Source organism: Nitratireductor sp. J20-h4 (assembly GCF_056780505.1).
Genome location: NZ_CM165557.1, coordinates 1,721,071 through 1,747,395, shown reverse-complemented (window position 1 = coordinate 1,747,395; position 26,325 = coordinate 1,721,071). Strand labels below are relative to the sequence as shown.

At 67.0% G+C, this 26,325-nt stretch carries 23 protein-coding genes and 2 tRNA genes; 9 read left to right on the top strand and 16 right to left on the bottom strand.

The annotated features are described in order from the left end of the window. Genes ACT2B0_RS08520 through ACT2B0_RS08505 form a run of 4 tightly spaced genes read right to left on the bottom strand, consistent with a single transcriptional unit; the run spans window position 1 to window position 3,116 of the window. Window positions 1-339: an XdhC family protein gene (locus ACT2B0_RS08520; RefSeq protein WP_106569434.1), complete on the bottom strand. Its 339-nt coding sequence runs from the start codon at window positions 337-339 to the stop codon at window positions 1-3. Between the two features lie 28 nt (window positions 340-367). Then, window positions 368-1,627 (bottom strand): vWA domain-containing protein, encoded by a 1,260-nt coding sequence (locus ACT2B0_RS08515; RefSeq protein ID WP_473463543.1) that lies wholly within the window; start codon window positions 1,625-1,627, stop codon window positions 368-370. A 14-nt stretch (window positions 1,628-1,641) separates the two neighbouring features. Then, window positions 1,642-2,571: an AAA family ATPase gene (locus ACT2B0_RS08510; RefSeq protein ID WP_473463540.1), complete on the bottom strand. Its 930-nt coding sequence runs from the start codon at window positions 2,569-2,571 to the stop codon at window positions 1,642-1,644. 50 nt (window positions 2,572-2,621) lie between these two features. Continuing rightward, window positions 2,622-3,116: a flavin reductase gene (locus ACT2B0_RS08505; RefSeq protein ID WP_473463537.1), complete on the bottom strand. Its 495-nt coding sequence runs from the start codon at window positions 3,114-3,116 to the stop codon at window positions 2,622-2,624. A 164-nt stretch (window positions 3,117-3,280) separates the two neighbouring features. Between ACT2B0_RS08505 and ACT2B0_RS08500 the strand changes: the two genes are divergently transcribed. From ACT2B0_RS08500 to ACT2B0_RS08475, 6 genes are all read left to right on the top strand, one after another. After that, window positions 3,281-4,351, top strand: coding sequence for a branched-chain amino acid ABC transporter substrate-binding protein (locus ACT2B0_RS08500; RefSeq protein ID WP_473463535.1), 1,071 nt, complete (start codon window positions 3,281-3,283; stop codon window positions 4,349-4,351). Continuing rightward, entirely contained in the window at window positions 4,348-5,352 is a 1,005-nt protein-coding gene (locus ACT2B0_RS08495) for a P1 family peptidase (protein WP_473463533.1), read from the top strand. The genes ACT2B0_RS08500 and ACT2B0_RS08495 overlap by 4 nt, the downstream gene beginning before the upstream one ends. Window positions 5,353-5,541: 189 nt before the next feature. After that, window positions 5,542-6,270, top strand: a complete 729-nt coding sequence (locus tag ACT2B0_RS08490) for a DUF2259 domain-containing protein (protein WP_473463531.1) — start codon at window positions 5,542-5,544, stop codon at window positions 6,268-6,270. Between the two features lie 32 nt (window positions 6,271-6,302). Continuing rightward, window positions 6,303-6,791, top strand: a complete 489-nt coding sequence (locus ACT2B0_RS08485) for a hypothetical protein (protein ID WP_473463528.1) — start codon at window positions 6,303-6,305, stop codon at window positions 6,789-6,791. A 57-nt stretch (window positions 6,792-6,848) separates the two neighbouring features. Beyond that, complete coding sequence (gene purB / locus ACT2B0_RS08480) at window positions 6,849-8,156, top strand: adenylosuccinate lyase (protein ID WP_473463525.1); 1,308 nt, start codon at window positions 6,849-6,851, stop codon at window positions 8,154-8,156. Between the two features lie 90 nt (window positions 8,157-8,246). Beyond that, window positions 8,247-8,795, top strand: coding sequence for an RBBP9/YdeN family alpha/beta hydrolase (locus ACT2B0_RS08475; RefSeq protein WP_473463523.1), 549 nt, complete (start codon window positions 8,247-8,249; stop codon window positions 8,793-8,795). A gap of 21 nt (window positions 8,796-8,816) precedes the next feature. On the opposite strand, the gene glmU is transcribed toward ACT2B0_RS08475, so the two are convergent. Continuing rightward, on the bottom strand, window positions 8,817-10,208 hold the full coding sequence (glmU, locus tag ACT2B0_RS08470; protein ID WP_473463521.1) for a bifunctional UDP-N-acetylglucosamine diphosphorylase/glucosamine-1-phosphate N-acetyltransferase GlmU: 1,392 nt from the start codon (window positions 10,206-10,208) through the stop codon (window positions 8,817-8,819). 89 nt (window positions 10,209-10,297) lie between these two features. After that, complete coding sequence (locus ACT2B0_RS08465) at window positions 10,298-11,044, bottom strand: cytochrome c biogenesis CcdA family protein (protein ID WP_473463519.1); 747 nt, start codon at window positions 11,042-11,044, stop codon at window positions 10,298-10,300. A gap of 237 nt (window positions 11,045-11,281) precedes the next feature. Here ACT2B0_RS08465 and ACT2B0_RS08460 point away from each other — a divergent pair. After that, a tRNA-Lys gene (locus ACT2B0_RS08460) sits at window positions 11,282-11,357 on the top strand. A 406-nt stretch (window positions 11,358-11,763) separates the two neighbouring features. On the opposite strand, the gene ACT2B0_RS08455 is transcribed toward ACT2B0_RS08460, so the two are convergent. The 4 genes from ACT2B0_RS08455 to ACT2B0_RS08440 form a co-directional block, all read right to left on the bottom strand. Then, complete coding sequence (locus ACT2B0_RS08455) at window positions 11,764-12,357, bottom strand: hypothetical protein (RefSeq protein WP_473463517.1); 594 nt, start codon at window positions 12,355-12,357, stop codon at window positions 11,764-11,766. Window positions 12,358-12,769: 412 nt separating this feature from the next. Then, window positions 12,770-12,875 (bottom strand) — tRNA-Arg (locus ACT2B0_RS08450). A gap of 385 nt (window positions 12,876-13,260) precedes the next feature. Further along, complete coding sequence (locus tag ACT2B0_RS08445) at window positions 13,261-13,698, bottom strand: helix-turn-helix domain-containing protein (protein WP_473463513.1); 438 nt, start codon at window positions 13,696-13,698, stop codon at window positions 13,261-13,263. A gap of 595 nt (window positions 13,699-14,293) precedes the next feature. Next, window positions 14,294-15,121 carry a ferredoxin--NADP reductase gene (locus ACT2B0_RS08440; RefSeq protein WP_473463511.1) on the bottom strand — a complete coding sequence of 276 codons (828 nt, stop codon included), beginning with the start codon at window positions 15,119-15,121 and terminating at the stop codon, window positions 14,294-14,296. Between the two features lie 211 nt (window positions 15,122-15,332). Between ACT2B0_RS08440 and ACT2B0_RS08435 the strand changes: the two genes are divergently transcribed. Continuing rightward, complete coding sequence (locus ACT2B0_RS08435; protein WP_473463509.1) at window positions 15,333-17,405, top strand: hydantoinase/oxoprolinase family protein; 2,073 nt, start codon at window positions 15,333-15,335, stop codon at window positions 17,403-17,405. A gap of 3 nt (window positions 17,406-17,408) precedes the next feature. After that, the gene (locus ACT2B0_RS08430) at window positions 17,409-19,121 is read left to right on the top strand and encodes a hydantoinase B/oxoprolinase family protein (RefSeq protein ID WP_473463506.1); all 1,713 of its coding nucleotides are present in this window, start codon (window positions 17,409-17,411) and stop codon (window positions 19,119-19,121) included. Window positions 19,122-19,147: 26 nt separating this feature from the next. Here the strand turns inward: ACT2B0_RS08430 and ACT2B0_RS08425 are convergent, their stop codons facing one another. From ACT2B0_RS08425 to ACT2B0_RS08400, 6 genes are read right to left on the bottom strand one after another with little or no spacing between them, the layout of a single operon-like run. Then, on the bottom strand, window positions 19,148-19,603 hold the full coding sequence (locus ACT2B0_RS08425; RefSeq protein WP_473463504.1) for a MarR family winged helix-turn-helix transcriptional regulator: 456 nt from the start codon (window positions 19,601-19,603) through the stop codon (window positions 19,148-19,150). Then, window positions 19,600-20,184, bottom strand: coding sequence for an amino acid synthesis family protein (locus ACT2B0_RS08420; RefSeq protein ID WP_473463501.1), 585 nt, complete (start codon window positions 20,182-20,184; stop codon window positions 19,600-19,602). Before ACT2B0_RS08420 ends, ACT2B0_RS08425 begins: the two co-directional genes overlap by 4 nt. After that, complete coding sequence (locus ACT2B0_RS08415; protein ID WP_473463498.1) at window positions 20,177-21,055, bottom strand: UPF0280 family protein; 879 nt, start codon at window positions 21,053-21,055, stop codon at window positions 20,177-20,179. The genes ACT2B0_RS08420 and ACT2B0_RS08415 overlap by 8 nt, the downstream gene beginning before the upstream one ends. After that, the gene (locus ACT2B0_RS08410; protein WP_473463496.1) at window positions 21,052-22,581 is read right to left on the bottom strand and encodes a 6-hydroxynicotinate reductase; all 1,530 of its coding nucleotides are present in this window, start codon (window positions 22,579-22,581) and stop codon (window positions 21,052-21,054) included. The genes ACT2B0_RS08415 and ACT2B0_RS08410 overlap by 4 nt, the downstream gene beginning before the upstream one ends. Continuing rightward, window positions 22,578-25,337: a molybdopterin-dependent oxidoreductase gene (locus tag ACT2B0_RS08405; protein ID WP_473463494.1), complete on the bottom strand. Its 2,760-nt coding sequence runs from the start codon at window positions 25,335-25,337 to the stop codon at window positions 22,578-22,580. The genes ACT2B0_RS08410 and ACT2B0_RS08405 overlap by 4 nt, the downstream gene beginning before the upstream one ends. Then, window positions 25,334-26,191, bottom strand: a complete 858-nt coding sequence (locus ACT2B0_RS08400; protein ID WP_473463492.1) for an FAD binding domain-containing protein — start codon at window positions 26,189-26,191, stop codon at window positions 25,334-25,336. Before ACT2B0_RS08400 ends, ACT2B0_RS08405 begins: the two co-directional genes overlap by 4 nt. Between the last annotated feature and the right edge of the window lie 134 nt (window positions 26,192-26,325).

Here is a 26,325-nt window from a genome sequence, read left to right as displayed (position 1 = left end):
TCAACCGAGAGGTTCGACATAGACTTTGATGCGCCCGCCGCAGGACAGTCCCACCTCCCAGGCCGTCTCGTCGGCGACGCCGAATTCGAGCAGGCGCGGCGCGCCGGTCTCGATCACGTCGGCGGCCTCGGCCACCACCGCGCCTTCCACGCAGCCGCCGGAGACGGAGCCCTCGAAATTGCCCTCGGTGTCGATGACCAGATGGCTGCCCACCGGGCGCGGCGCCGAGCCCCAGGTTTCCACCACGGTCGCGAGCGCGAGCGCGCGCCCGTCCTTTATCCAGCGTTCGGCGATCAGCAGCGGATCGCGACGGTCGTCGAGGGCCGAGAGGTTCTCCATGACTGCACTCCTTTGCCCGACACTAGGTTTACGCCGCACGCTTGCCAAGGGAAACCGCGTCCAGAAAACGGCGCGGATTGGCCGCACGCGCGCCGCGCCGTGTCGACAACGCCGCGCACAGATCGTCCAGCGCCTCCAGCGTATGCACGGCGCGGAACTCGTCGACATGCGGCAGCATGGCGCGCACGCCGCGGGCGCGCGCCTCGAACCCGTCGAAACGCAACAAAGGATTGAGCCAGATCAGCCGCCGGCACGATTTGTGCAGCCGTTCCATCTCGTGCCCGAGCAGGTCGATGTCGTCGCGCTCGAGCCCGTCGGTGATCAACAGCACGATCGCGCCCTGACCCAGCACGCGGCGCGACCACAGCCGGTTGAACTCGTAAAGCGTATGGCCGATGCGCGTGCCGCCCGACCAGTCCTTGACCGCCGCTGCGCAGTCGGCCAGCGCCGCGTCGGGATCGCGATGGCGCATCTGCCGGGTCAGATTTGTCAGCCTGGTGCCGAACACGAAGGAGTGCACGCGCTGGCGCTGCTCGCTCAGCGCATGCAGGAAATGCAGGAAGATGCGGGTATACTGGCTCATCGAGCCGGAAATATCGGCGATCGCCACCAGCGGCGGATGGACTTCGCGCACAGAGCGGAATTTCGGCAGGATCAGTTCGCCGCCGGTGCGCAAGCCGGCCCGCAGCATGGCGCGCGGATCGGTGCGCGCGCCGCGCGGGTCCGGGCGCCAGCGGCGGGTGCGCACCTGGTCGAAAGGCAGCCGCAACGCCGCGATCGCCCGCTTCGCCTCGGTCAGTTCGGCCGCCGTCATCTGGGAAAAATCCTTCGCGCGCAGGATCTCGCTGGTCGAGGTGGTCAGCCGCGCGTCGACCTCGATCTCGGGGATCTCCTCGCGCGGCCGGTTTTTCTCGTGCCCCTCGAACATGGCGTCGGCGACGCGCGATTCGGCCGCGCGCGGCCGTTCCTTCTCGCGCTGGTCGACCGCCTGCGGCGAAAACATCGCCAGCATCTTTTCCACCAGCTCGCGCGATTTCCAAAACAGCCGGAACGCCTCGTCGAACACCGCGTGGTCCTCGCGGCGCGTCACCAGCACGGCATGCAGGGTCCAGTAGAAATCGTCGCGGGTGCCGATGCCGCCGGCCAGCACGGCCTCGATCGCATCCTTGACCGCGGCCGGGCCGACGCGCATGCCGGCCTTGCGCAGCGCGCGGGCGAAATAGACGATATTGTCGGCGATGCGCCCGTCCGGCGGTGGCGTGCGGGAAGCGGAAACCTGCTGATCCATGGCCCCGGCCGGCCCTAATCGCTCGCCGCGAGTTCGCTGCGCACCTCGTCGAGCAGCCTGCGCCCCTCGCCTTCCTCGATGCGGGCGATATCGTCCTGGTATTTCAAAAGCACGCCGATCGTGTCCGACACGGTCTCGGGATCGAGCGCGACCTTGTCGAGTTCGGTCAGCGCGCTCGCCCAGTCGATCGTCTCGGCCACGCCCGGCGCCTTGAACAGGTCCATCTGGCGCAATCTCTGGATGAAGCCGACCACTTCCTGCGACAGGCGCTGATTAGCCTGCGGCACCTTGCGGTGGACGATCTCCAGCTCGCGCTGGGCGTCGGGATAGTCGACCCAGTGATAGAGGCAGCGGCGCTTGAGCGCGTCGTGGATCTCGCGGGTGCGGTTGGTGGTGATCAGCACGATCGGCGGTTCGGCGGCGCGGATCGTGCCGAGCTCGGGCACGGTGACCTGGAAATCGGACAGGATTTCGAGCAAAAACGCTTCAAAAGCCTCGTCGGTGCGGTCGAGCTCGTCGATCAAAAGCACCGGCGCGCGGCCGTCCGTGCCGGAGAGCGCGTCCAGGATCGGCCGGCGGATCAGGTATTTTTCGGAAAAGACGTTCTTTTCCATCGTGCCGCGGTCGACCGCGCCGGCGGCCTCCTCCATGCGGATCTCGATCATCTGGGCGGCGTAGTTCCACTCGTAGACGGCCGAGGCGACGTCGAGGCCCTCGTAGCATTGCAGGCGAATCAGCCGTCGGTCGAGCGCGCTCGCCAAAACCTTGGCGATCTCGGTCTTGCCGACGCCGGCCTCGCCTTCCAGAAACAGCGGCCGCTGCATGCGTAGCGCAAGAAAGAGCACGGTCGCCAGCGCGCGGTCGGCGACGTAGTCGGCGCCTTGCAAAAGGGCGAGCGTTTCATCGATCGATTGCGGAAGGGCGGGCGGTTTCGGGCGCGTCATTGCGTCTCCGGATAAGGGATCGACCCTGGAAGCGGTTTGCCGCCCGACCGTCAGAGCACGCGGTAGGTGCGGTTGTGATAAACAAGCGGCTCAAGGCTATCGCCGATATCGAGGCCTGTCACCCTGCCGAAATAAACCCGGTGGGTGCCCAGTTCCTTGGTATCGACGATTTCGCAATCGAACACCGCCAGCGCGCCTTTCAGCACCGGCGCGCCGGTTGAAATGCGGTCCCACTCGGCTGCGGCGAAGCGCGCGTCCTGGCTTTTGCCGGTCAGGCCGGAAAAATCCGACGACAGGGCTTCGTGCGAGGCCGCCAGCGTGTTGAGAGCGAAGACGCCGTTGCGCAGGAAACAGTCATTGTTTTCGTTTTCGCGGTTGAGGCAGACCAGGATCGTCGGCGGATTGTCGGTCACCGAGCAGGCGGCGATCGCCGTCACGCCGCGCCGGCCGAACGGCCCGTCGGTGGTGACCACATGCACCGCGCCGGCAAACTGCGCCATCGCGTCGCGATAATGGCGTGGTTCGATTTCGCTTTTCTTCAACACCTGCCGCCCGGCCTTTCCGCCAGCGATGCGCTGGCCCTGCTGACATGCAATATAGGCCCGCGCGCTTAAGCCACAAGCCGGGTGGGCGCAAGACGAGTTGCGCTGGTCCAGCGGCTTCTTTACGAAACGCCGGGAGCGGTCCCGCAAGCGGAAACCATCACGCGATGCGCATAACGAAGCGATTGGCGATTCTCTTTGCCGTCATGTTGGGCGCGCTGCCGGCCCGCGCGGCCGAGCCGCGCATCGGCCTGGCCGCGCCATTGTCGGGGGCAAGCGCCCTGCTCGGAGCGCAGATGGAGGCCGGCGCGTCGGCCGCCGTCGCGTCCGACGGCAAGGCCGCTCTGGTGGTCAAGGACACGGGCTGTTCGGCCGAAGGCGGCGCGGACGCCGCCCGCGCCTTGGTCGCCGAGGGCGTGGATATCGTCACCGGCTTTGTGTGCATCGCGGCGGTCGAGGCCGCCATGCCGGCGCTTGCGGCCGCGGGCGTTCCCGTCATCGTCACCGGCGTGCGCGTCGACGCGCTCACCGACCGGCGCGACAAGACCGGCTGGCCGGTGTTTCGCCTCGCCCCGCGCGCCGACGCCGAGGCGCAGGCCGTTGCCCGCATGCTGACCCGGGCGTGGCGAAGCGAATTGTTCGCCATTATCGACGACGGCACCATTTACGGGCGTGAACTGGCCGAAAGCCTGCGCGTGGCGGCCGAACTGGCCGGGCTCGAGCCGGTGTTCATCGATACGTTCCGGCCGCAACTGCCCAACCAGATCGCGCTCGCCGGCCGGCTGCGCAAGGCGGGCGCGACCCATGTGTTTGCCGGCGGCGACCGCGCCGACATCGCCCTTCTCGGCCAGGCGGCGGCCGAACTCGGTTACGACGTGCAAATCGCCGGCGGCGAGGCCCTGCGCGCCGCGCGCGACGAGGCCGATCTTGTCGCCGGCACCTTGATGATCGCGCCGCCCGACTGGGCCGACATCGCCGACCCGGCAATCGTCGCCGCCCTGCGCGGCGCCGGCACCGAGCCCGACGGTTACGTCCTGCCGGCCTATGCCGCCGTCGAGGTCGCGCTGGCGGCAAAACGCGCCGCCGCCGATGCGCCGCTCACCGGCGTGCTCGCCGCGACGCGGTTCGAGACCGCGCTCGGCGCAGTGCGCTTCAACGATATCGGCGACTGGGCCGGCACGCGCTACCGGCTGTTTCGCTATGACGGACAAAATTTCGAACAGGTCGATCTGGAATGAGTTTTACCCCCGGTCCACGCAATCTCTTGACCGACATTGACGGCCTGCGTGTCGGCGCGGCTCACGACGAGGCCCTCAATTCAGGCGTCACCGCGGTTCTGTGCGACACGCCGGCCGTGGCCTCGGTGCAGGTGATGGGCGGCGCGCCCGGCACCCGCGAGACCGATCTTCTGGAACCGCACAACAGCGTCGAAACCGTCAACGCCCTTGTGCTTTCCGGCGGGTCGGCCTTCGGTCTCGACGCGGCATCCGGCGTCCAGGCCTGGCTGCGCGAGCACGATATCGGGCTTCAAGTGCACGACCAGCGCGTACCGATCGTGCCGGCGGCGATCCTGTTCGACCTCGTCAATGGCGGCGACAAGGGCTGGGGGCGCTACCCGCCCTATCGCGAGCTCGGCTACCAGGCGGCGCAGAACGCGGCCACCGCCTTCGAACTCGGCACGGCCGGGGCCGGCTACGGCGCGCTGACGGCCGGGCTGAAGGGCGGCCTCGGCTCGGCCTCGACGCGGCTTGCCGACGGTACCACGGTCGCCGCCCTGGTCGCGGTCAACGCGGTCGGCTCGGTGACCGTCGGCAGTACGCGCCATTTCTGGGCGGCCCCGTTCGAGGCCGGCTCCGAGTTCGGCGGCCTCGGCCTGCCCAATCCGCTGCCCGACGACGCCGGGGAGGTGCGGCTGAAGTTCCGCGATCCGGGGCTCGCCGCCAACACCACCATCGCGGTGGTCGCCACCGACGCCGCCCTGACCAAGGCCGAGGCTAAGCGCTTGGCCGTCACCGCCCATGACGGAATCGCCCGTGCGATCTGGCCCGCCCACACGCCGGCCGACGGCGATCTCGTCTTCGCGCTTTCGACCGGCGCCCGGCCTGCGCCCGACAGCGTGGCGATGATGGAGCTTTACGCCGCGGGCGCGGCCACGCTGGCGCGCGCGATCGCGCGCGGCGTCTATGCGGCGCGCCCCGGTCCGCGCGACCTGATGCCGGCCTGGGCGACGCTGGGCTAAGGCGTTGGCAGGCGAAATGGAAACCGGTTCGCCGTCCAAAAACGCGTCAAAACAATAGCCTGGGGCTGGACGGCTCTGGTTGCGAAAAGCCGGCGCACGGGGCGGGCCGCACCGTTCCTGCCCGGCGGCTGCCCGTGATAGACTCGCTCTAGAATCGGTCCAGGATCGGCCCGCAACAAGGATTTCGTCATGTTCTACCGTGCCGCCGCGATGCTGTGTGCCGCCGCCTTTTTCCTGGGCGCGCCGGCGGCCTCGGCCGGCGATGTGGCCGAGCTCGAGATTCTCGGCTTCTCGGATGACGCTTCGATCTTCGCCTTCGAGGAATACGGTATCCAGGACGGCTCGGGTTTTCCCTATGCCAACCGCTATTACATCGACGTCGAGAACGACAGTTTTTTGCCCGGTTCGCCGTTCCGCGTGCTTGTCAGGGACGAAACGGTTAGCCTCGATACCGTACGCGCCCAGGTCAAGGCCGCCGCCGAAACCATCGTCGGCGATGCCGAGCTGGCACGCAACAAGGGCTGGCTCGTCGCCTACAGCCCGGTCACCGAATTGTCGGGAGACCCGGGCCGGATGGTGGTCAATCCGCGCCCGGTTCTGCCGCCGATCGACGCGGCGGTCGCCTTCCATCTCGAGGAGATCGGCTTGGCCGCTCCGGAACGATGCGCCGCCTTCGGTCCCGTCGTCGGTTACCGCCTGTCGCGCGTCGATCTGGAACCGGGCGGCGCGTTCGTGCGCCTGCATCAAGACGAAACGATCCCGCAAAGCCGCGGCTGCCCGTTCGGATACCGGCTCGGCGCGGTGCAGACGGTCTATCCGCAGGGCGGGCCGCCCTCCTTCGCGGTGATGATCGCGGTGCGCGGCCTCGGCTTCGAAGGGCCCGACATCCGCTGGTTGGCCGTGACCGGCCGGCTGTGAACGCTGAAAGAACAAACCAGCCGGCCGCGCCGTTGTCCCGCGCCCAGAGCACCGGCAGGCGGACGCTCGCCACCCTGGCGGCCGGCGCGCTCGCCTGGTCGCTGCTGATGGCGGCCAGCGCCGTTTTGACGCTTTACCGCGACGGCTGGCAGGAACCGGCCCACATCCGCGCCGTCGCGGTCTTGTTCGGCCTGTCGGGCTTTCTTGCCTATCCCATTGCCGTGATCCTGGCCGGCTGGATAAGCAGGGGCAAGAAATTCGACACGCGGCTTGCCGCCTATCTCTTCCTGATCGGCGCCGGCACGCTCGGGCTGACAGCGGCGTTTTACGGGCTCGACCATCGTGCCTATTTCTCGCAATGGCACGCCACGCCGTTCACCGTCACCTGGTCGATCCAGTATTTTTTCACCGTGGCGGGCGCGTTTTACCAGTTCGCCGCGTTCGGCATGCGGCTTTACCTGCCGATCGGCATTCCGGCGCTTTGCCTGTTTGCCCTGTGGCATGCCGCGAAAGCGCGTTGAGCCGGGCCGGCGGCTCTGTTACGACGCAGCCACTCTTTCCGTTCACAGGATACAAGCATGATCCCGCGCTATTCGCGGCCCGATATGGTCGCAATCTGGTCGCCCGCGACGAAGTTCCGCATCTGGTTCGAAATCGAGGCGCATGCCTGCGACGCGCTCGCCGATCTCGGCGTGATCCCGAAAGAGGCAGCCAGAACCATCTGGGACAAGGGCGGCAAGGCCACGTTCGACATTGAACGCATCGACCAGATCGAGGCCGAGACCAAACACGATGTTATCGCCTTTTTGACCCATCTGGCCGAGATCGTCGGGCCGGAGGCGCGTTTCGTCCACCAGGGCATGACCTCGTCCGACGTGCTCGACACCTGTTTCAACGTGCAGTTGGTGCGCGCCGCCGACCTGCTCCTGGCCGATCTCGACGCCCTGCTCGCGGCGCTGAAAAAACGCGCCTTCGAGCACAAGGACACGATCACCATCGGCCGTTCGCACGGCATTCACGCCGAACCGACCACTTTCGGCGTCAAGCTCGCCCAGGCCTATGCGGAATTTTCGCGCTGCCGCGAGCGGCTGGTCTTCGCCCGCAAGGAGGTCGCGACCTGCGCGATCTCGGGCGCCGTCGGCACGTTCGCCAATATCGACCCGCGCGTGGAGGAGCATGTCGCCGACAAGATGGGGCTGGAGCCGGAGACGGTGTCGACCCAGGTGATCCCGCGCGACCGGCACGCAATGTTCTTTTCCGTGCTCGGGGTGATCGCCTCGTCGGTCGAGCGGCTCGCCGTCGAGATACGCCATTTGCAGCGCACCGAGGTGCTGGAGGCGGAGGAATATTTCGCGCCCGGCCAGAAGGGCTCGTCGGCCATGCCGCACAAGCGCAATCCGGTGCTGACGGAAAATCTCACCGGGCTTGCCCGCATGGTGCGCGCTTACGCCCTGCCGGCGATGGAAAACGTCGCCTTGTGGCACGAGCGCGACATCTCACATTCCTCGGTCGAGCGCATGATCGGGCCCGACGCCACCGTCACGCTCGATTTCGCGCTCGCCAGGCTGACCGGGGTCGTCGACAAGCTTCTGGTCTATCCCGAGGCGATGCAGAAAAATCTCGACCGGTTCCGCGGGCTGGTCCATTCGCAGCGCGTGCTGCTGGCGCTGACCCAGGCCGGGGTGTCGCGCGAGGACGCCTACCGGCTGGTGCAGCGCAATGCCATGAAGGTCTGGGAGCAAGGAAAGGATTTCCTTGAAGAATTGCTCGCCGACGCCGAGGTGCGCGCCGCGCTTTCGGAAGACGATATCCGCGAGAAATTCGACATCGGCTATCACACCAAGCATGTCGACACGATTTTTACCCGTGTGTTCGGGCGCGACTGAGACGATCGGCGTGCCGGTGCCTGCCTTGCTTTGCCGGCCTGAAGCCGGGTGGCCTTGCCCGGCGCGGATCGCCTCGCTACATGGGCGGCCATGAAGGCCAAAGACACCGATATCCTGATCATCCCCGGCTACACCAATTCCGGCCCCGGCCACTGGCAGAGCCGCTGGCAGTCGAAACTGTCGACGGCGCGCCGGGTCGAGCAGCGCGAATGGTCGAAGCCGGTGCGCGACGACTGGATCGCCCGCGTCGCCGAGGAGGCCAACCGGGCCGAGCGGCCGATCCTGCTCGTGGCGCATTCACTCGGCATTCCGACCGCCATCCACGCTCTGCCGGCGATCGAAAAGCCGGTCGCGGGCGCGTTTTTCGTCGCTCCGCCGGACGTGGCCAACCCGAAGATCAGGCCGAAACATCTGATGACCTTCGGACCCTATCCGCGCGAGCCGCTGCCGTTTCCCTCGGTGGTGGTGGCGAGCCGCAACGACGAGTTCTGCGCCTTCGACGTCGCCGAGGATATCGCCGCCGCCTGGGGGTCGCTGTTCGTCGATGCCGGCGAGGCCGGGCATCTCAACGCCGAATCGGGATACGGGCCCTGGCCCGAGGGTTCGCTGCTGCTGGCGAAATTCCTGTCGCGGCTGTAGAGCCGGCGGCGGCGCGGGTGCCTACCCGGTCGCGGCTTGGCTCCTGGCGGCCTTTTCGGCCGCGCGGCGGTCTTTTTCGGCCTGGTAACGCGCCTTCAGCTTCGACGCCCGGCCTTCCTTGACGGTCTGCGGGGCGCGGCCGAAGGCAAGCGCGTCGTCGGGCACGTCGGCCACGATCACGCTGCCGGAGGCGACATAGGCGCCGGCGCCGATCGAAACCGGCGCGACCAGCGAGGAATTCGAGCCGATAAAGGCGCCCGCGCCAATTTCGGTGCGGTCCTTGGTGAAGCCGTTATAATTGCAGGTAATCGTGCCGGCGCCGATATTGGCTTTGGCGCCGATCGTGGCGTCGCCAATATAGGTGAGATGATTGACCTTGGCGCCCGGCCCGATCTCGGCGGCCTTGACCTCGCAGAAATTGCCGACCTTGGCGCCTTCGGCCAGATCCGCGCCCGGCCGCAGCCGCGCGAACGGGCCGATTTCGGCACCATCGGCGATCGTGGCGCCCTCGATATGGGAAAAGCCGCGCACGCGCACCCGGTCGCCGATCTGCACGCCGGGGCCGAACACGACATGCGGCTCGATCGCCGTGTCGCGGCCGATCACCGTGTCGTGGGCGAAAAACACCGTTTCGGGCGCCGTCATCGACACGCCGTCGAGCAGCATGCGCCGGCGCCGGCGGGTCTGCCAGATCGCCTCGGCCTCGGCCAATTCGGCGCGGTTGTTGATGCCGAGCACGTTTTCGAACGCCACTTCGGCCGCGACCACGCGCAAGCCCTGCGCCCGCGCGATCTCGACGATGTCGGTCAGGTAATATTCGCCCTTGGCGTTGTCGTTGCCGACCGCGTCGAGCAGGCCGAGCGCCCGGGCGCCGTCGATCGCCATCAGCCCGCCATTGCAAAACGTGATCGCCCGTTCCGCCGCGCTGCAGTCGCGGTCCTCGCGAATCGCCACCAGCTCGCCGTCCTTTTCCACCAGGCGGCCATAACCGGCCGGCTTGTCGGTGCGAAAGCCCATCACCACCACGGCGGCGCCGTCGGCCAGGCCTTGTCGCGCCTCGGCCAGCGCCTCGGCCTCGATCAGCGGCGTGTCGCCGAACATCACCAAAATATCGTCGAATCCGTCGGCGATCGCGTCGCGGGCGGCGAGCACGGCATGGGCCGTGCCCAGCCGTTCGGCCTGGACGAAGGTCCGGCAGCCGGCGGCGTGGGTCTTCAGCGTTTCGGAGACGGTTTCGGCGCCATGGCCGACCACCAGGGCGAGCGCGCCGCTGCCGGCGGCGCGCGCCGCGCCGAGTACATGGGCGGCCAGCGGCAGGCCGGCGACCGGGTGCAGCACTTTCGGCAGATCGCTTTTCATGCGCGTGCCCTCGCCGGCGGCGAGGATGATCGACAGGCAGCTGCGTTCACTCATGGGGAATTCCGTATCGCGATTGGGGTCGGTTCGCGCCGTCTTTATCATCGCGCGCCTGGCAATCCAATCGCCCCGGCGGGCGCGGGAGCCTATCCCAGTTGGCCGAGCGCGGGAAAGGTTTCCAGCAGCCAGTAGGAGGCGGCCTGGATGCCGCCGGTCAGAAACAGCACGCCGGCAATCACCAGCAGCCCGCCCATCACCTTTTCCACCCGTCCCAGATGCAGGCGGAACCGACTAAGGAAGCGCATGAAGGCGCCCGAAAACAGCGCCGCCAGCAGGAAGGGAATGCCGAGGCCGAGCGAATAGGCAAACAAAAGCGCCGCGCCCTCGCCGACCGTGCCGCGCCCGCCGGCCAGGGTCAGGATCGGGCCGAGCACGGGGCCGATGCACGGCGTCCAGCCAAAGGCGAAGGCCAGCCCCATCAGATAGGCCGTCGCCGGCCCGGCCTGCGCGCCGCTGGCCTGGAAACGGGCCTCGCGCGACAGGAAGGGAATGCGGATCAGGCCGAGGAAATTCAGCCCCATCAGGATGATCAGGATGCCGGCGACGATCGCCAGTTCCTGCTGCCAGGCCCGCAACAGGCCGCCTATGGTCGAGGCGCCTGCGCCGAGCGCGACGAAGACGGTGGAAAAGCCGAGCACGAAGGCGGCGGCCGCGCCGAGCAGGGCGAGCTTGGTGCCGGTGACCTGCGTGGCCGCGTTGCCGTTGCGGAAATCCTCCACCGAGACGCCGGCCATGTAACACAGATAAGGCGGCACCAGCGGCAGCACGCACGGTGACAGGAAGGACAAAGCCCCTGCCCCGACCGCGCTCGCATATCCGACATCGATCGCCATGACGGCCCTTACACCTCGTGCCCGCGCGCCCGGCCCGTGCCGGCCAGGGCGTGCGATCCGGCTATAGCCTCCCGGGACGGGGCCTGCCAATCACCCTTTCGTGGGCGAATTGTCCCGGTCCAGGCACCGTGTCCCGCCTTTCACCAACAAGATCGGCGCGGACGCGCTTTTGCGGTTGACCGGAGCATGGCGCCTCCCTATTTTCCGCCCACTTTCGGGGCGGCAACGGCCCTGCGGGAGCGCGTAGCTCAGTTGGTAGAGCAACTGACTTTTAATCAGTAGGTCCAGGGTTCGAGCCCCTGCGCGCTCACCATTAACCTATTGAATTCTCACAATATTTCAAAAATGACTTTTGCTTGTTATCAAGCACTGTGTTCAAAAGTGTGCTCGATATGAGCTGGGATAAATTTCCTATATCCAGTTTCACTTCAAGAAAAAGGAGGAAATACGTAATCCCAATGTATTTCTTCTTTCTCTCTTCTCGAACACACATATATCATTACGCGCAATGGACGAAGCTACCGCACCCATCGCGGGAGAGCTGCTGATTGGAAATCAGTTCTCTAGAGTGGCCACCCTATCGGCGCATATTCGGCAACCCTGATGTCAAACACACCAGACGTTCCCTTTTCCCGCATCTGTCGAGCAAGGTTGTCATACTCACCGGGGGAAAATTGCCGGTGCGATCTGAAACAGAATTGCGAATTCTGTTTCAAGCTTCAGGAAATCAACCTTTCATGATTCCCAAAATCTCCCTGACTCATCCAGCGGATCACCGCTCCATGTTCTTCTATTGAGATTAGCGCACGTCCAAGTGGTGCGCGTCCCGCAGCAACTTCCGCCTCCATAGTTGTGGAAATCTTTTTGGCGAGCGAGACGAATCTCGCCAGCTTCGCCGCTATCTCTACCGGGTCAGTCTCCGAAATTATCAGCACGGTCCCCCAATTAGGTTCCGGGATGGAGAGACCGACAATCAGCTCCGTTCCCGGGCCAGCTTTTTCTAATGCCTTGCCGAGAGCTGTGGCAACGTCGGCAAGTGGCTTTGCCTCTTTGGTTTTGAAGGCCTTTGCGAGCACATCCCAAGTCGCATCGCCTGCCCGCTTAGCGATGGTAGTGAGAAAAACGGTTGCTGCCGCCGAGAGCGGCACCCATGTCGTCAAATTGCCGATTAGCTGAATGAGCAATTCGCGGCCAGGATCGGCTGACTTCTGTACGCGCCAGCGGGCGTCTCCTACGAAAATGTGCTCACGGAGAGTCGCGACCAACTCTTCGGCTTGCGACGGGGGAAAACCCCATGGCATCGTCAATCTCATAAGGTCCGGTTGATTGCTCGCGTCACTAGTTTTCACCAACCTGCCCTTTTCCACGCGTTTGAAAGCTCAGTAGCATCTTGGCACGGCTTGCGTAATGCACCACGCTAAGGGGAATTTGAAACAGAATCATAGTATTCTGTTTCAATGTCCTAGCTGATCGACATTCAAGGTCGCCGCCAAAGCGCCACGCGAAGTGCGATCCTTTTGTGAGGTGTTGCACTGGAGTTTCCCCGGTTTGATGAACACAATCCGAGTTGTGAGAGGAGCGTGTCATCATTCTGAGAACGAGGAACCCATACCCGCTTGAGTTCAGAGAGCAGATCGTTGCCCTGGCGCGAGTTGGGCGTAGCATTGAATATCTGTGACGCGAGTTCCAACCGTGCGCAGCCATATCAATCAGGCAAAGCGACATTGGTACTGGCGGCAGGACTTGAACCTGCATCACTCCGCCCGTATTCTCTGATTGGACATCCGAGAATCGTAGAAAGCGGAGGCTCTATCCGTTAAGCTACGCCAGCAACATTTTATTAAAGTTTTTGTGCGGCAGCTGCAAACACTAAATGTAGTGTTAAAGGAAAGACAAACGGCACGTCGCAACCGTTTGTATTCCGGTCCTGCGCTGATGAGAACCTGCCGAGCCTCACCACTATATCTAGTGGTTTGTAAATGATACCGACCTGATGACGTACCATTACCGGATCGTCTAATTTCCTTGCGATTTTGGCATCTCCACCGCGTCGCAAGAGATCGTCCCGGTGCGGGGCCAAGCTCGCACCGGCCGGCGTTGTGCTATCTATCGCGATCGAAGCGGCGGAGATCATGTACACACCCAGATAGATCGGCTGGGCGCCCCGCGAAGCCCTCGCAGGGCGCCCCAATGGCTCTTCAGGCGTGTGTCGATTTTCATCCGAAGGGTTTCATTAGCTCCTCGATATTGGTCTGCATCAGTTTGGCGATTCGCTGCATCTCGGCGACAGTGAAGTCGTGCAGGCCGAGCTCCATGCGTCTCACCTTCAGCCGGTTCGCGTTGAGGAGCTTGCCCAGCTCCTCATAGCTGTACATGTTGTCGATCTCCCGAAAGCGGTTCAGTCGGAGACCGATGTGCTGGTGGTTTGCGCTGATCGGCTTCTCATCCGCAAGCGGTAGACGCCCGCCCCTCCGCTTACGCTTCGAGAGGTCGACCAGGCGTTCGGAGCCGAGCTCCTTCGCCCGTTTGATCATCTTCGTGACGGTTGAATACGATCGTCCGTACTTGGCCTCGATCCACGAGTAGCTGGCGCCGTGCTGCCAATCCTCGATCGCACCTTCCGGCCATTTCTTGCTCGAGCGGAACTCGCTCATAGGTGGTGTTGTCATTTGCCCTCGTCTCGGAAGGGTGTGTTCTACATTGTGTTGCCGAACACATCCCTTCTTGCCGTTGTTGCCTCAATTGCCGACTGGAAGGCATTGAAAATCAAAACATTTCAGGGTGTTAGCACGATAGCGGACCATAACTTTTAATCAGTAGGTCCAGGGTTCGAGCCCCTGCGCGCTCGCCAGAATTTTCTTCAAAATCAAAGACTTTGGCCAGGTATCCCGGTTCTCTTGCGCCGCTGTCGCAGGCGTGGCGCCGTGTCCCGGTCCTGCCCGGATCGCCCAGAAGCCGGCATCGGTGATTCAGCGCGGGGCCGCGCGGCACCCGGTCGGCCACGCCGTGACGGCGGGGTCCGTGATCGCGCCATACACGCGGCGGGCTTGATGGGCGAGCCTTGCGGCAGCGGACCGTGATTCCCGAAAGCGTATCTCCCACGCGATCTGGCAACATTCGGGAGGCGCGGTCCGCTCCCCTGCCCGTGGACGAGGCATGGGCAGGGGTTGTCGCAAAAAACCGCCAGCGTCGGGCGACGCCAGGCGGTTTTTTTACGATGTCGTTCCGTGTCGCCCGGGATTCGGCGACCTAGCCAACGAAGGCGCGTTCGACGACGAAATCGGCCGGCGCGGCGTTCGATCCCTCGACCAGGCCGGATTTTTCGACCAGCGCCTTGACGTCGCGGATCATGTCGAGCGATCCGCAGATCATCACCCGGTCGCTGGCGGGGTCGAACGGCGCGACGCCGAGATCGGAAAACAGCTTGCCCGATTCGATCAGCGTGGTGATGCGGCCGGTCCGCTCACCGTCCTCGCGCGTGGTGGTCGGATAATAACGCACGCGCCCGGCGACCAGCTCGCCGATCAGCGGATCGGCGCGCAACGCGGCGATCAGCTCGTCGCCATAAGCGAGCTCGGCAATGTCGCGGCAGGTATTGGTCAGCACGATCTCGTCGAATTTTTCATATGTGTCGGGATCGCGGATCAGGCTGGCGAAGGGCGCGATGCCGGTGCCGGTGGCGATCATGTAGAGCCTTTTGGCCGGGCTCAGCGCGTCGTTGACCAGCGTGCCGGTCGATTTCTGGCGCAACAGCACGGTGTCGCCGGGCACGATCTTCTGCAATTCCGACGTCAGCGGCCCGTTCGGCACCTTGATGGAATAAAACTCCAGTTCCTCGTCCCAGGCCGGGCTGGCGATCGAATAGGCGCGGAACACCGGCTTTTCGGCGTTGGGCAGGCCGATCATCACGAATTCGCCGGAGCGGAAGCGGAAGCTCTGCGGGCGGGTGATACGAAAGGAAAACAGCCGGTCGGTATAGTGTTTCACCGAAACCACGGTCTCGGCATGCACGCCGGCGGGAATGGGAAAGTCCGGCTTGCGGGCGATCTCGTTGCTGTTTGCGGCGACATTTGTCATCCGGTGCACCTTCCTGGCAAGCGTCGGTTGAAATGGCCGCGTCGGCGGCCGGCTGTGGCGGACGGTGCCGGGCCCGTCCGTGGGATGTTCGACCCTGTGTCTTGCTCGCGAAATTAATTAGTATACAAATGAATATCGGGTCAAGATCGAGACCGGGAGAGCTGTTCCAAATTGCCGGCCATTGTTAGGCCGCGCGTTCGGGAAAACCGAGATGGACGAAAAAAACCGCGCCGGCCCCGCCTCAACCGTGGCCGGCATCGACGTTGGCGGCACCTTTACCGACCTGATCCTGATCGACGCGGCATCGGGCGGCCGGGTGCGGCTCGCCAAGACCCCCACCACCGGCGCCAACCAGGCCGAGGGCGTGGTCGACGCGCTCGCCCAGACCGGATTTGCCGTCGAGGCGATCGACCTGATCGTGCACGGCACCACCACCACCACCAACGCGGTCTTGGAACGCCGGCTGGCGCGCACCGGCATGATCACCACGCGCGGCTTTCGCGACATTATCGAGCTCGGCCGGCGCACCCGACCGCAGCCCTACGGCATGACCGGCCGCTTCGAGCCGGTGATCGCGCGCGACCTGCGGCTCGAAGTCGGCGAGCGCATGACGGCGGCCGGCACCGTGCACACGCCGCTCGACGAGGACGAACTGCGCGCCGCCGTCGTCCGGCTGCGCGACCGCGGCTGCGAAGCGCTCGTCATTCATTTCCTGCACGCCTACGCCAATCCCCGCCACGAGCTGCGCGCCGCCGAGATCGCGGTCGAGCTCTGGCCCAACGACCACATCACCATGGCGCACGCATTGCTGTCGGAGGCGCGCGAGTTCGAACGCGGCGTGACCGCCGCCGTCAACGCCGCCGTGCAGCCGATCCTGCAGCGTTATGTCGAGCGGCTGCGCGGCGACCTGCGCGGTCAGGGCTACAAGCGCGAATTTTTGGTCATGAACGGCAATGGCGGCATGATTTCAGCCGGACTGGTGGCGCGCGAGGCCGCCAAGACGGTGATGTCGGGCCCGGCCTCCGGCGTGATGGCGGCCGCCTATACCGCGCGGCGCGCCGGTTTCGGCGACGTCGTCACCTACGACATGGGCGGCACCTCGACCGACGTCGCCATGGTGCGCGCCAGCCGCCCGGCGGTCTCCAACGAGATCGAGATCGAATACGCCATGCCGATCCACGTGCCGATGGTGGACGTGCGCACGGTCGGCGCCGGCGGTGGCTCGATCGCCCGCGTCAACGATGCCGGTCTGCTGGAGGTCGGCCCCGAGAGCGCCGGCGCGGTGCCCGGGCCGATCTGCTACGGCCGCGGCGGCACCCGGCCGACCGTATCGGACGCCAATCTGCTGCTCGGCCGGCTCAATGCGCAAAAGCTGCTTTCAGTCGACGGGGCGGCCGATCTCGACGCGATCGGCGACGTGTTTGCGCGCACGCTCGGCGCGCCGCTCGGCCTCGACGCGACCGGGGCGGCCGGTGCCGTGCTCAGGATCGGCAATCTCAGGATGGCCGGCGCCATCCGCATGGTCTCGATCGCCAAGGGGCACGACCCACGCGACTTCTCACTGTTCGCCTTCGGCGGCGCGGGCCCGCTGCATGCCTGCGCGCTCGCCCGCGAACTGGGCATTCCGCGCGTCATTGTGCCGGCCCGGCCCGGTATCACCAACGCGCTCGGCTGCGTGGTCGCCGATCTCAGGCACGATTTCGTCAGAACGCTGAACCGGCCGCTGGCCGATCTCGACATGGCGGCGGTGCAGGCGATCCTCAACGAACAGGCCGGCGAGGGCCGCGACCTGATCGCGCGCGAGGCGGTGCGGCCGGAACGCGTCGAGGTCGCCCATTCCGCCGACATGCAGTTCGTCGGCCAGACCCATCTGCTCAATGTCGCGCTGCCCGGCCCCGCCGTAGAGCGCGCCACGCTGCAGGCCTTGTTCGAAAAGGCCTATTTCGCCCGTTTCAAGGTAAAACTGCCGGAAATCCGCGCCAATCTGGTCAATCTCAACACCTCGGTGATCGGCATCCGCCCCGAACTCGACCTGTCGACGCTGATCGATCCGGCCGGACGCGCCGACACGCTCGCCGCCGCGCGCACCGAGACGCGGCCGGTCTGGTTTGCCGGCGACTGGCTGGACACGCCCGTCTATGCCCGCGAACAACTGCCGCTTGCGGCCCGCATCGACGGCCCGGCGATCCTGGAACAGATGGACGCCACCACCGTGCTGGAACCCGGCGACCGGGCAATCAGTGACGGCGACGGCAATTTGATCATCACCGTTGCAAAGGCGTGAGCGATGGCCGAGCTCGACCCGATCACCCTGACCGTCATCCAGGCCGCGCTGCAGCAGGTCTGCGACGAGATGGATCTGGCCTTTTCGCGCGCGGCGTTCTCGCCGGTGATCGCAGAGGCCAATGATCGCTCCGACGGCATCTATGCCGCCGCCGACGGCGCGCTGATCGCCCAGGGCGTCGGCGGCCTGCCGGTATTTGTCGGCGTGATGGAATATTCCACCCGTACGCTGATTGAGATGATCGCCGACGGGCGCTGCCTGCCGCCCGAGCCGGGCGACATCTATATCGTCAACGACCCTTATCTCGGCGGCACGCATTTGATGGACGTGCGTTTTGCCCGGCCGGTGTGGCGCGACGGCGAAATTTTCTGCTGGCTGTCCAATACCGGCCACTGGCCCGACATTGGCGGCTCGGTTCCGGGCGGATTTTCGGCGTCGGCCACCGCCGTCGAGCAGGAGGGGCTGCGGCTGCCGCCGGTCAAGCTTTTCAAGCGCGGCGAACTCGATCCCGAAATCCACGCCATCATCGCCTCCAATATCCGCGTCGCCGACCAGCGCATCGGCGACATCAAGGCCCAGGCCGCCGCGCTGATGGTCGGCGAGGAGCGGCTGTGCGCCCTGCTCGACCGCTACGGCGACGACACCGTTCTGGCCGCGATCGCCGAATTGCGCCGGCGCGCGGCCGAGCAGATGCGCGCGCGTATCGCCGACATCGCCGACGGCGTTTATCGCGCGACGGCCCATGTCGATTCCGACGGGGTCGTCGACCGGCCGCTGACGATCGCGCTCGCGGTCGAAAAGACCGGCGAGCGGCTGGTGTTCGACTTTGCCGGCTCGAGCCCGCCCTGCGCGGGGCCGATGAACAGCGTGCTCGCCACCACGCTGTCGTCGGTCTACCTCGCCATGCGCCACATCTTTCCCGACGTGCCGCTCAGCGCCGGCGCGTTCGAGCCGCTGGAGATCCGCCGCCCCGAAGGCACGTTTCTCGACGCGCATTATCCGCGCCCGGTCTCCGGCTGCGCGGCCGAGGTCTCGCAGCGCATCGCCGAGGCGGTGTTCGCCGCCCTGGTCCAGGCCCTGCCCGAGCACGTGACGGCCGCACCGGCCGGCTCGTCCGGCAATTTCGCCCTCGGCGGCCACGATCCGGCGCGCGGGCGCGATTACGTCATGTACCAGATTTCCGGCGGCGGTTATGGCGGCAACAGCGACCATGACGGGCTCAGCAATGGCTGTTCGACCATCGGTATTTCCAAATCGCCGCCGATCGAGGTGATGGAGCAGGCCTATCCGATCCTCTACCGCCACTACGCGCTGCGCGAGGGATCCGGCGGCGCCGGCCGACATCGCGGCGGCTTCGGGCTTGCCTACGAGGTCGAGCTCCTGCGCGGCGAGGCGCGCGCCTCCTTCGTCATGGACCATGGCCGGTTCGGCCCGCAGGGTGTGCTCGGCGGCGCCGATGGCGGCGTCAACACCGTCACCGTGTGGCGCGACGGGATCGCCCACGTGCCGCAACATCTGTCGAAGGAACAGGACATCGCGCTCAAACCCGGCGACCGCGTCAGTGTCGGCACGCCGGGCGGCGGCGGTTACGGGAACCCGCGCGAACGCGATCCCGCCCTGGTGCGCCGCGACGTCGCGCTCGGTTATTACACCGAAGCCGAGGCAATGGAAAAATTCGGCGTCACGGCCCAACACCTCGCCGACGACGAGGCCTGAAGCGCCGCAGGCGTGCCGTCGCCCGTTCAGCCGATCTTGGCCAGGAGCCGCATCAGGCTGGTGCGTTCGCGCCCGGTCAGCGGCGCCAGCGTCTCCTCGGTGATGGCAAAGGCAAGCGGCCGCAGCCGCGCCAGCGTCTCGCGCCCCTCGGCACTCAGCCGCACCACCAGCCGGCGGCGGTCCTCCTTGTGCGTGTCGAGCTCGACCAGACCCCGCGCCTTCAGCCGGTCGATGACCCCCTTGATCGTGGCCGCGTCCATGGCGATCAGGGCGCCGAGCTGGTTCTGCGAGGCCTCGCCGACCTCCTCCAGCCTGGCCAGCGTCGCGAATTGCGGCGGCGTCAGGTCGGAAATACGGGCGGAAAACAGCGCCAGATGGCGCTGGTTGGCCTTGCGCAGCACGAAGCCGATATGGTCTTCGAGCCTGTAGGGTCGTTCCGCCGCCGCCCTTTCCGGCCGGACCGCCTTCGCCGCTTCGCTCATCGCAACCCGTCCAGTCCCTTGACCTCGCCGGCGGCCAGACCGCCCATGCGGGCGTGGACGCGCCCGCCGCAGCTCATCGCCAGGCAGAACAGGATTTCGTCGGGGCGCGGCCCGTCGGGCGCGCTGACGGTGATGGCGTCGAAATGGCTGCGCACATAGGCGGCGTTGGTGTGGCCGAGCGGAATGTCGAGCGTGGCCCCGAATCCCGCCACCTTCATCGCCGAGGGTACGATCGCCATTGATTTCGGCAATCGCTCGCGCATGGCGTATCCGCCCGGCACGTGCCACAGCGCGCCGTGCTCGATCTCACCCCGCGTGCCGACGATCGCGCCCTTGCCGTAGCCGTCGATCTTCTCCGCGTCGCCGCCGAGCGCGGCGATCAGCCGTTCCGTCAGGTCGGCCCCGAGCGGTTTCAACTCGTCCATCGCTGCTTCGATGTCTTCTGCATATTTGCCGGCGAACGGGTTCTTGACCAGCGCCATCGCCGCCGCGCGCCGGCGCGGGTGGTCCGCCGCCGGGCCGCCGTCGTGGACGATCTCCTCGAAAAACACCGCCAGCTTGCGGATCGGAAAGTCAGGCATCGAGCAAATCTCCTTGAAAGGTCCCGGCCGGTATGGCGCCGAAGGAACCGGACAGGCGGCAGGCGCCGCGAAGAAAAAGCGCCGCCGCGACGACCAGGCCGCGCGCGCGGCAGGTTTCGGCCGCGGCGAGACCGCGCGCCAGCGCCGTGTCGATCTCCACCGCATCGAGCGCGCCGACCCCGGTCGTGACCGGCCGCGCGCCGAGATCGCTGTCGGGCGACAGCGTATTGGCCGGCGCGCGCGCGATCGCGGGATGTCCCGGCAGGTCGACGGCGTTGGCGATCAGGGTCGCGGCGACGTCGGCCGCGGCCGCGTTGGCGGCCAAAACGGTGACGGCGTCGGCGATGCCCAGCGAATGGCTGCGGCCGCGCCAGCCCGAGGTCGCGATCCCGCGCACCGGATCGTCGGCATCGATCGTCACCCGGTCGGAAAAACCGTGCCCCGTGCCGGCGACGGCAAGACGGATCATTTGCCCGGGCGCGAGGAAGACGGCGCTGTCGCCGCCATTGTTGACATAGGCCCGCTCCAGTTCGCGCCCGGTCACCAGCGCGGCCAGCACCTCGTCGGCGACCGCGCCGGCGACGGCGGCCATTGGGGTGACGAAACGGCCGGCATGCGGGCACGCCGCCTGCTCCATCCGGCGCGCGGTGGCGCCGGCAAAATGGCGCGGGGTGTTTGTCGACGGCGCGCGCAGGGCGCCGAGCTCGCCGGCCAGCTCGTCGAGCACGGTGGAAAAGCGGGCCGCCGCCTGCCGGTAGCCGGCCGCGCGCTCGGCCGGCGCGCCGAACGCCTCGACGATCAGGTCGATCGGACCGTGCTGCATGTGCAGGCGCCGCCCGTCCGGCAGCCAGGCGATCCACGGCCCGCTCATGGCCGTTCCCGCCGCCTCTGGCGGAGCGGCGGCCAGGGATTGCCGCCCGGCGCGGGCGTATCCCGGCGCGGATTGTGATACGCCCCGCCGCGCGCCACGATGTCGTCGACCGAACGGATCTCGTCGGCGTAACCGCCGAGCCGGATATAGTCGTCGCGGCGCAGGGTGAATTCGACCGGCGCCACCAGCGCCGGCGTCGGCACGTAGCCGAAGGCGTTTTGCGGCATGCGGGTGACGTCGACCATGATAGTGATGCCGCCGCCCGGCCAGACATAGACCGGCGCGCCGCCGCAGGTGACATAGGTGTTCAGACCCTGGACCGAGCGGGTAAGATTGACCGGGTTTTCTGTCACGCCGGCGCGGAGCGACCCGCCGGCTCCGCCCATGAAAAGCACCGTACATAAAGCCGGTTCGCAATTATCTTCAATAAGATCGACGGATTTCTTCAAGCGATCCGGAAAAGGCTTCGTTACCGGCTTTAAGTCCTGGTCGAGCTCGTAATAGGCGAATTGCTCGCCGGTGGTCGACACCATCAAGAGCGACAGGCCGGGCCTAGCGCCCTTCCTGGCGTTGAAGGGGCCGAGAATCTCCAGCGGGTCGGCGATGGTGGTGCCGCCCCAGCCGAGGCCGGGTTCGGAGACTTTGAAATAGCGGCCTGGCGTGGAGCGCCGGCCGATGATCTTGATGCCGGTGTCGGGCCAGCCAAGCACCTTGCCGGCCTGGTGTTCCGACACCACGCCGGTGATGTGGTCGTCGACCACCACCACCTCGTCGACAAGGTCGCGCCACTGGCTGGCGAACATGCCGATCGTCGCCGAGCCGCAGCCGACCCGCATGCGCTGTTCCTGGCGGCCGTCGATCACCGGCGCCTTGCCGGCCTCCACCACCAGCGCCGCGCCGTCGTCGACCGTCAGCTCGACCGGCTGGCGGTTGCACAGCGCCAGCAGCGTGTCGCAGGTCACCCGTCCCTCGGCCTTGGAGCCGCCGGTCAGGTGGCGCACCCCGCCGAGCGAGAGCATCTGCGAACCGTATTCGGCGGTCGTGACGTGGCCGACCGGCTCGCCGTTGGCCCGCACCGTCGCCGTCTCGGGCCCGATATGGCGGTCGGTGTCGATCTTCACCTTGACCCCGCAATAGGAAAAAATCCCCTCCGTCACCACGGTCACCAGATCGACGCCCTCGACCTCCTGGCTGACGATGAAGGGGGCGGGTTTGTAGTCGGGATAGGTGGTGCCGGCCCCGATGGCGGAGACGAAGCGGCGGCCGGTGTTGACCAATTCGCCGTCCCAGGGCTCCTCCGGGTCGAGGAACGGCACCAGCGGCGTGCCCTCCTCGGCGGCGTGGTGCAGGATGGTCAGCGGATCGGTGCGCACGATCTTGCCGCCGACATTGCCGTAGCGGTCGCAGGCGCCGGTGCGTCCGTCGGCGATGTAGCACATCACCGGACAGGCATCGCAGCGGATCTTTTCGCCGCTGGGGTCGGGCCTTTCCGGCGACGGCTCGAACCGTTCCGACAATTCGCTCATCGCCCCGCCTCCGCCGCCTGGATCGCGGCCAGAACCCGGCTCGGCGTCGCCGGCAGCCTGTCGACCAAAACGCCGGTAGCGTCGCGAATGGCGTTCAGGATCGCCGGCGCGGTCGGGATCAGCACGTGCTCGCCCAGCCCCTTGGCGCCGAACGGGCCTTCCGGGTCGGCGATTTCGACCAGAATGGTCTCGATCCGCGGCACGTCGCCGATGGTCGGGATCAGATAGTCGTGCAGGTTTTCCGTGCGGCCGGGCACGTAATCCTCCATCAGCGCCATGCCGATCCCCTGCGCGATGCCGCCCTCGATCTGGCCTTCGGCGAGTTGCGGGTTGATGGCGCGGCCGACATCGTGCGCGGCGGTGATTTTCAAAAGCGCGACCGTGCCGAGGCTGCGGTCGACCGCAAGTTCGACGATCTGCGCGCCGTAACCGTAAACGGCATAGGGCACGCCCTGCCCGTTCTCGTCGAGCGCCGTCGTCGGCGGGTCGTAGCTCTCCTCGGCCGAAAACACGTAACCGCGCGCATCGAGCGGCAGCGTGTCGAGCGCGATCTGCCGGCGCGCCTCGCCCTCGCGCACGACCAGCAGGCCGGGCTCGATCTCGATGCGGGCCTGCGGCGAGACATTGGCATAACGCAGGATTTTTTCGCGCAGGGCGCGGCCGGCCTTTTCCGCCGCCTTGCCGCTGACATAGGTCTGACGCGAGGCCGAGGTCTTGCCGGCGTCGGGGGTCTTCCCGGTGTCGCCGTCGACGAGGCTGAAGGCGGCCAGCGGCAGGCCGGCGGCGTCGGCGCAGATCTGGGCGATCACCGTGTTGGAGCCCTGGCCGATATCGACCGCGCCCTGGTGCAGCACGACCCGGCCGGCGGCCGAAATGCCGACCCGGATCGTGGAGGGGTTTGGCAGCGAGGTGTTGCCGCAGCCATACCAGCACGACGCGATGCCGACGCCGCGCCGCACCGGACCGTCGCCGGCCGCCGCGTTGGCCGTTTCGGCGTCGGCCAGCGCGCGCCGCCAATGCGGTTCGAGCGCGGCCAGGCAGGCGCGGATGCCGACGCCGGACGCCAGCACCTGCCCGGTCGCGGTCCTGTCGCCGTCGGCAAGCGCGTTGCGCCGCCGCAGTTCCAGCCGGTCGATGCCGAGCTTCGCGGCGAGCGCGTCGTAGAGCGTTTCGAGCATGATGGTCGCCTGCGGCACGCCAAAACCGCGAAACGCGCCGGCGACCGGGCCGTTGGTGTGGATCGCCCGCGCGCAGGCGCGATAATTAGGCGTCAGATAGGGCCCGCAGGCGTGCACCGGCACGCGGTTGGCGACCGTCGGCCCCCAGCTCGCATAGGCGCCGGTGTTGAAATCGCCGGCAAATGCCAGCCCGGCAATCCGTCCGTCGGCATTGGCGGCCAGCGTGGCGCGCATTGAGGCCGGATGGCGCTTGGTGGTCGAGGCCATTGAGTCGGTGCGCGTATAGGCAAGCACCGCCGGCCGCCCGGTCTTCAGCGCCACCAGCCCGATCAGCGGCTGCAGCGAGACGTCGAGCTTGGAGCCGAACCCGCCCCCGGTCGCCGCCGGCACGATACGCACCTTGTCCGGCGGCAGGCCGAGCACGGCGGCGGTGTCGTCGCGGTCCATATAGGGCGCCTGCGTGCACGCCCTGACGACCAGCGTGTCGCCGTCAACCAGCGCATAACCCGCTTCCGGCTCGATATAGGCGTGCTCGACATAGGCGGTCTCGATCGTGCCCGAGACCGACACCGCGGCGGCCGCGATCGCCGCCTCGGCATCGCCGCGCGCGACCAGGCCCTGGGTCAGGATATTGCCCGGACGATCGTCGTGCACGAGGCCGGCCCCTTCCGCGACGGCTTCGGCCGGGTCGAGCACATGCGACAATGCGTGCCAGTCGACCGGAAATTCTGTCGGATCGAGGGCCGCGATCGCCGCCGGCTCGCCGGCGACCAGCGCCACCGCCTCGCCGCGAAACCGCGCGGTGCCCTCGGCCAGCGCCGGCTGGTCGGCAAACGGGCCGATGACGCCGAAGCGGTTGCGACCGGGAATGTCGGCGGCGGTGAAGACGGCGGCGAGGCCCGGGCGCGCGGCCACGAAACCGTCGAGGTCGCCGAAGGAAAAACGCGCATGCCAGTGCGGCGAGCGGATCACCAGCACCGAAAGCGCGCCGGTCGGGCGTTCGTCGGCACCGAACCTGTCCGCGCCGGTGACTTTCGCCACCCCGTCGAGGCGCATGACCGCCGCGCCGACCGCTCGGCCGGTTTCGGGCGGCGGGCTGTCGCGGCCGGTTTCGGGCAGACCGGCGTCGATCACGGCGGCGATGATCTTGCGGTAGCCGGTGCAGCGGCACAACACGCCGCCGAGCGCGTCGCGCACCTCTTCCTCGCTCGGGGCGGGATTGCGGTCCAGGAGCGCGGTCGCGGCGACCAGAAAGCCCGGCGTGCAGATGCCGCACTGGGCCGCGCCGTGGCGCAGGAACGAAGCCTGCAAGGCCGACAGCCGGCCGTTGGCGAGCCCCTCCACGGTGGTGATGCGCCGGCCCGCCGCGGTCGCGGCCGGCATCAGGCAGGCGCAGACCGCCGCGCCGTCGACAAGCACCGTGCAGGCGCCGCAATCGCCGGCGTCGCAGCCGAGCTTGGTGCCTGTCGCGCCGAGTTCGTCGCGCAGCACGGCGGAAAGCCTGGCCACCGGCGAGACTTCGGCTGAAACCGGCGCGCCGTTGAGGGTAAAGCCGATCGTTTCGCGCACCGGGCTCACGCTGCCTTCTCCTTGCCCGCGCCATCGTCGCAGGCCTGCCGGATCGCACGGCGCAAAATCTCGGCGGCCGCTTCGCGCCGATAGGCGGCGCTGGCGCGCACGTCGTCGATCGGCGACAATTCGACAAGCTGGTCGGGGCCGAAGTGGAGCGCTGCGTCCGGGCGGCGGCCGCGCAGCGCCTTTTCAAGCGTCGTCATGCGCCGGGCGACGGGCGAGCACGCGCCGAGCGCCAGCGCGATCTCGCCGATCGTGCCGTCTTCGGCCAACGCGACGCGCGCGGCCGCCATCGCGATCGAGATCACCAGATAACGCCGCGCCCCGAGCTTGACGAAACCGCTGCTTCCGGCCGTCGCGGTTCTGGGCACGACAAGGGCGACCACCATTTCGTCCGGCGCCAGCGCGGTCTCGCGATTGCCGCGCACGAAGGCGTCGAGCGGCACCCGGCGGCGGCCGGCCCGGGCGGCGATTTCCACACTGGCGTCGAGCACCAGCAGCGGCGGCGCGCCGTCGGCGGCCGGCGAGGCGTTGCACAGATTGCCGGCCACCGTGGCCGCGTTCTGGATTTGGACCGAGCCGACCTCGCGCGCGGCCGCCTTCAGCGCGTCGAAGGACGGCGGCAGATCGTGGGCGATCAGCTCGGACCATGTGGTGCGGGCGCCCACGACATAGGCATCGTCCGTCCGGGCGATGCCGCGCAGTTCGTCGAGCCGGTTGATGTCGAGAATGTTTTCGCGGATCGGGCGCGCGCCCTGCCCCGGATAGAAATCGGTGCCGCCGGCCAGGACCCGCCACCGCCCCTTTGCGAGCAGATCGAGAGCCTCCTCCAGCGTCTGCGGTCGGGCGTAGTTTGCCAACGGGGTTTTCCCTCATCGCCGCCGGTCGCGAACCGGCGTTTCCAACGCGGCAAATTCATTCGTATGCAAATGATATCAGTCCGCCGTGACTTGTCAAAGCCGACCGCTGCGGTCACCATGGCGCCGGTCGCGCC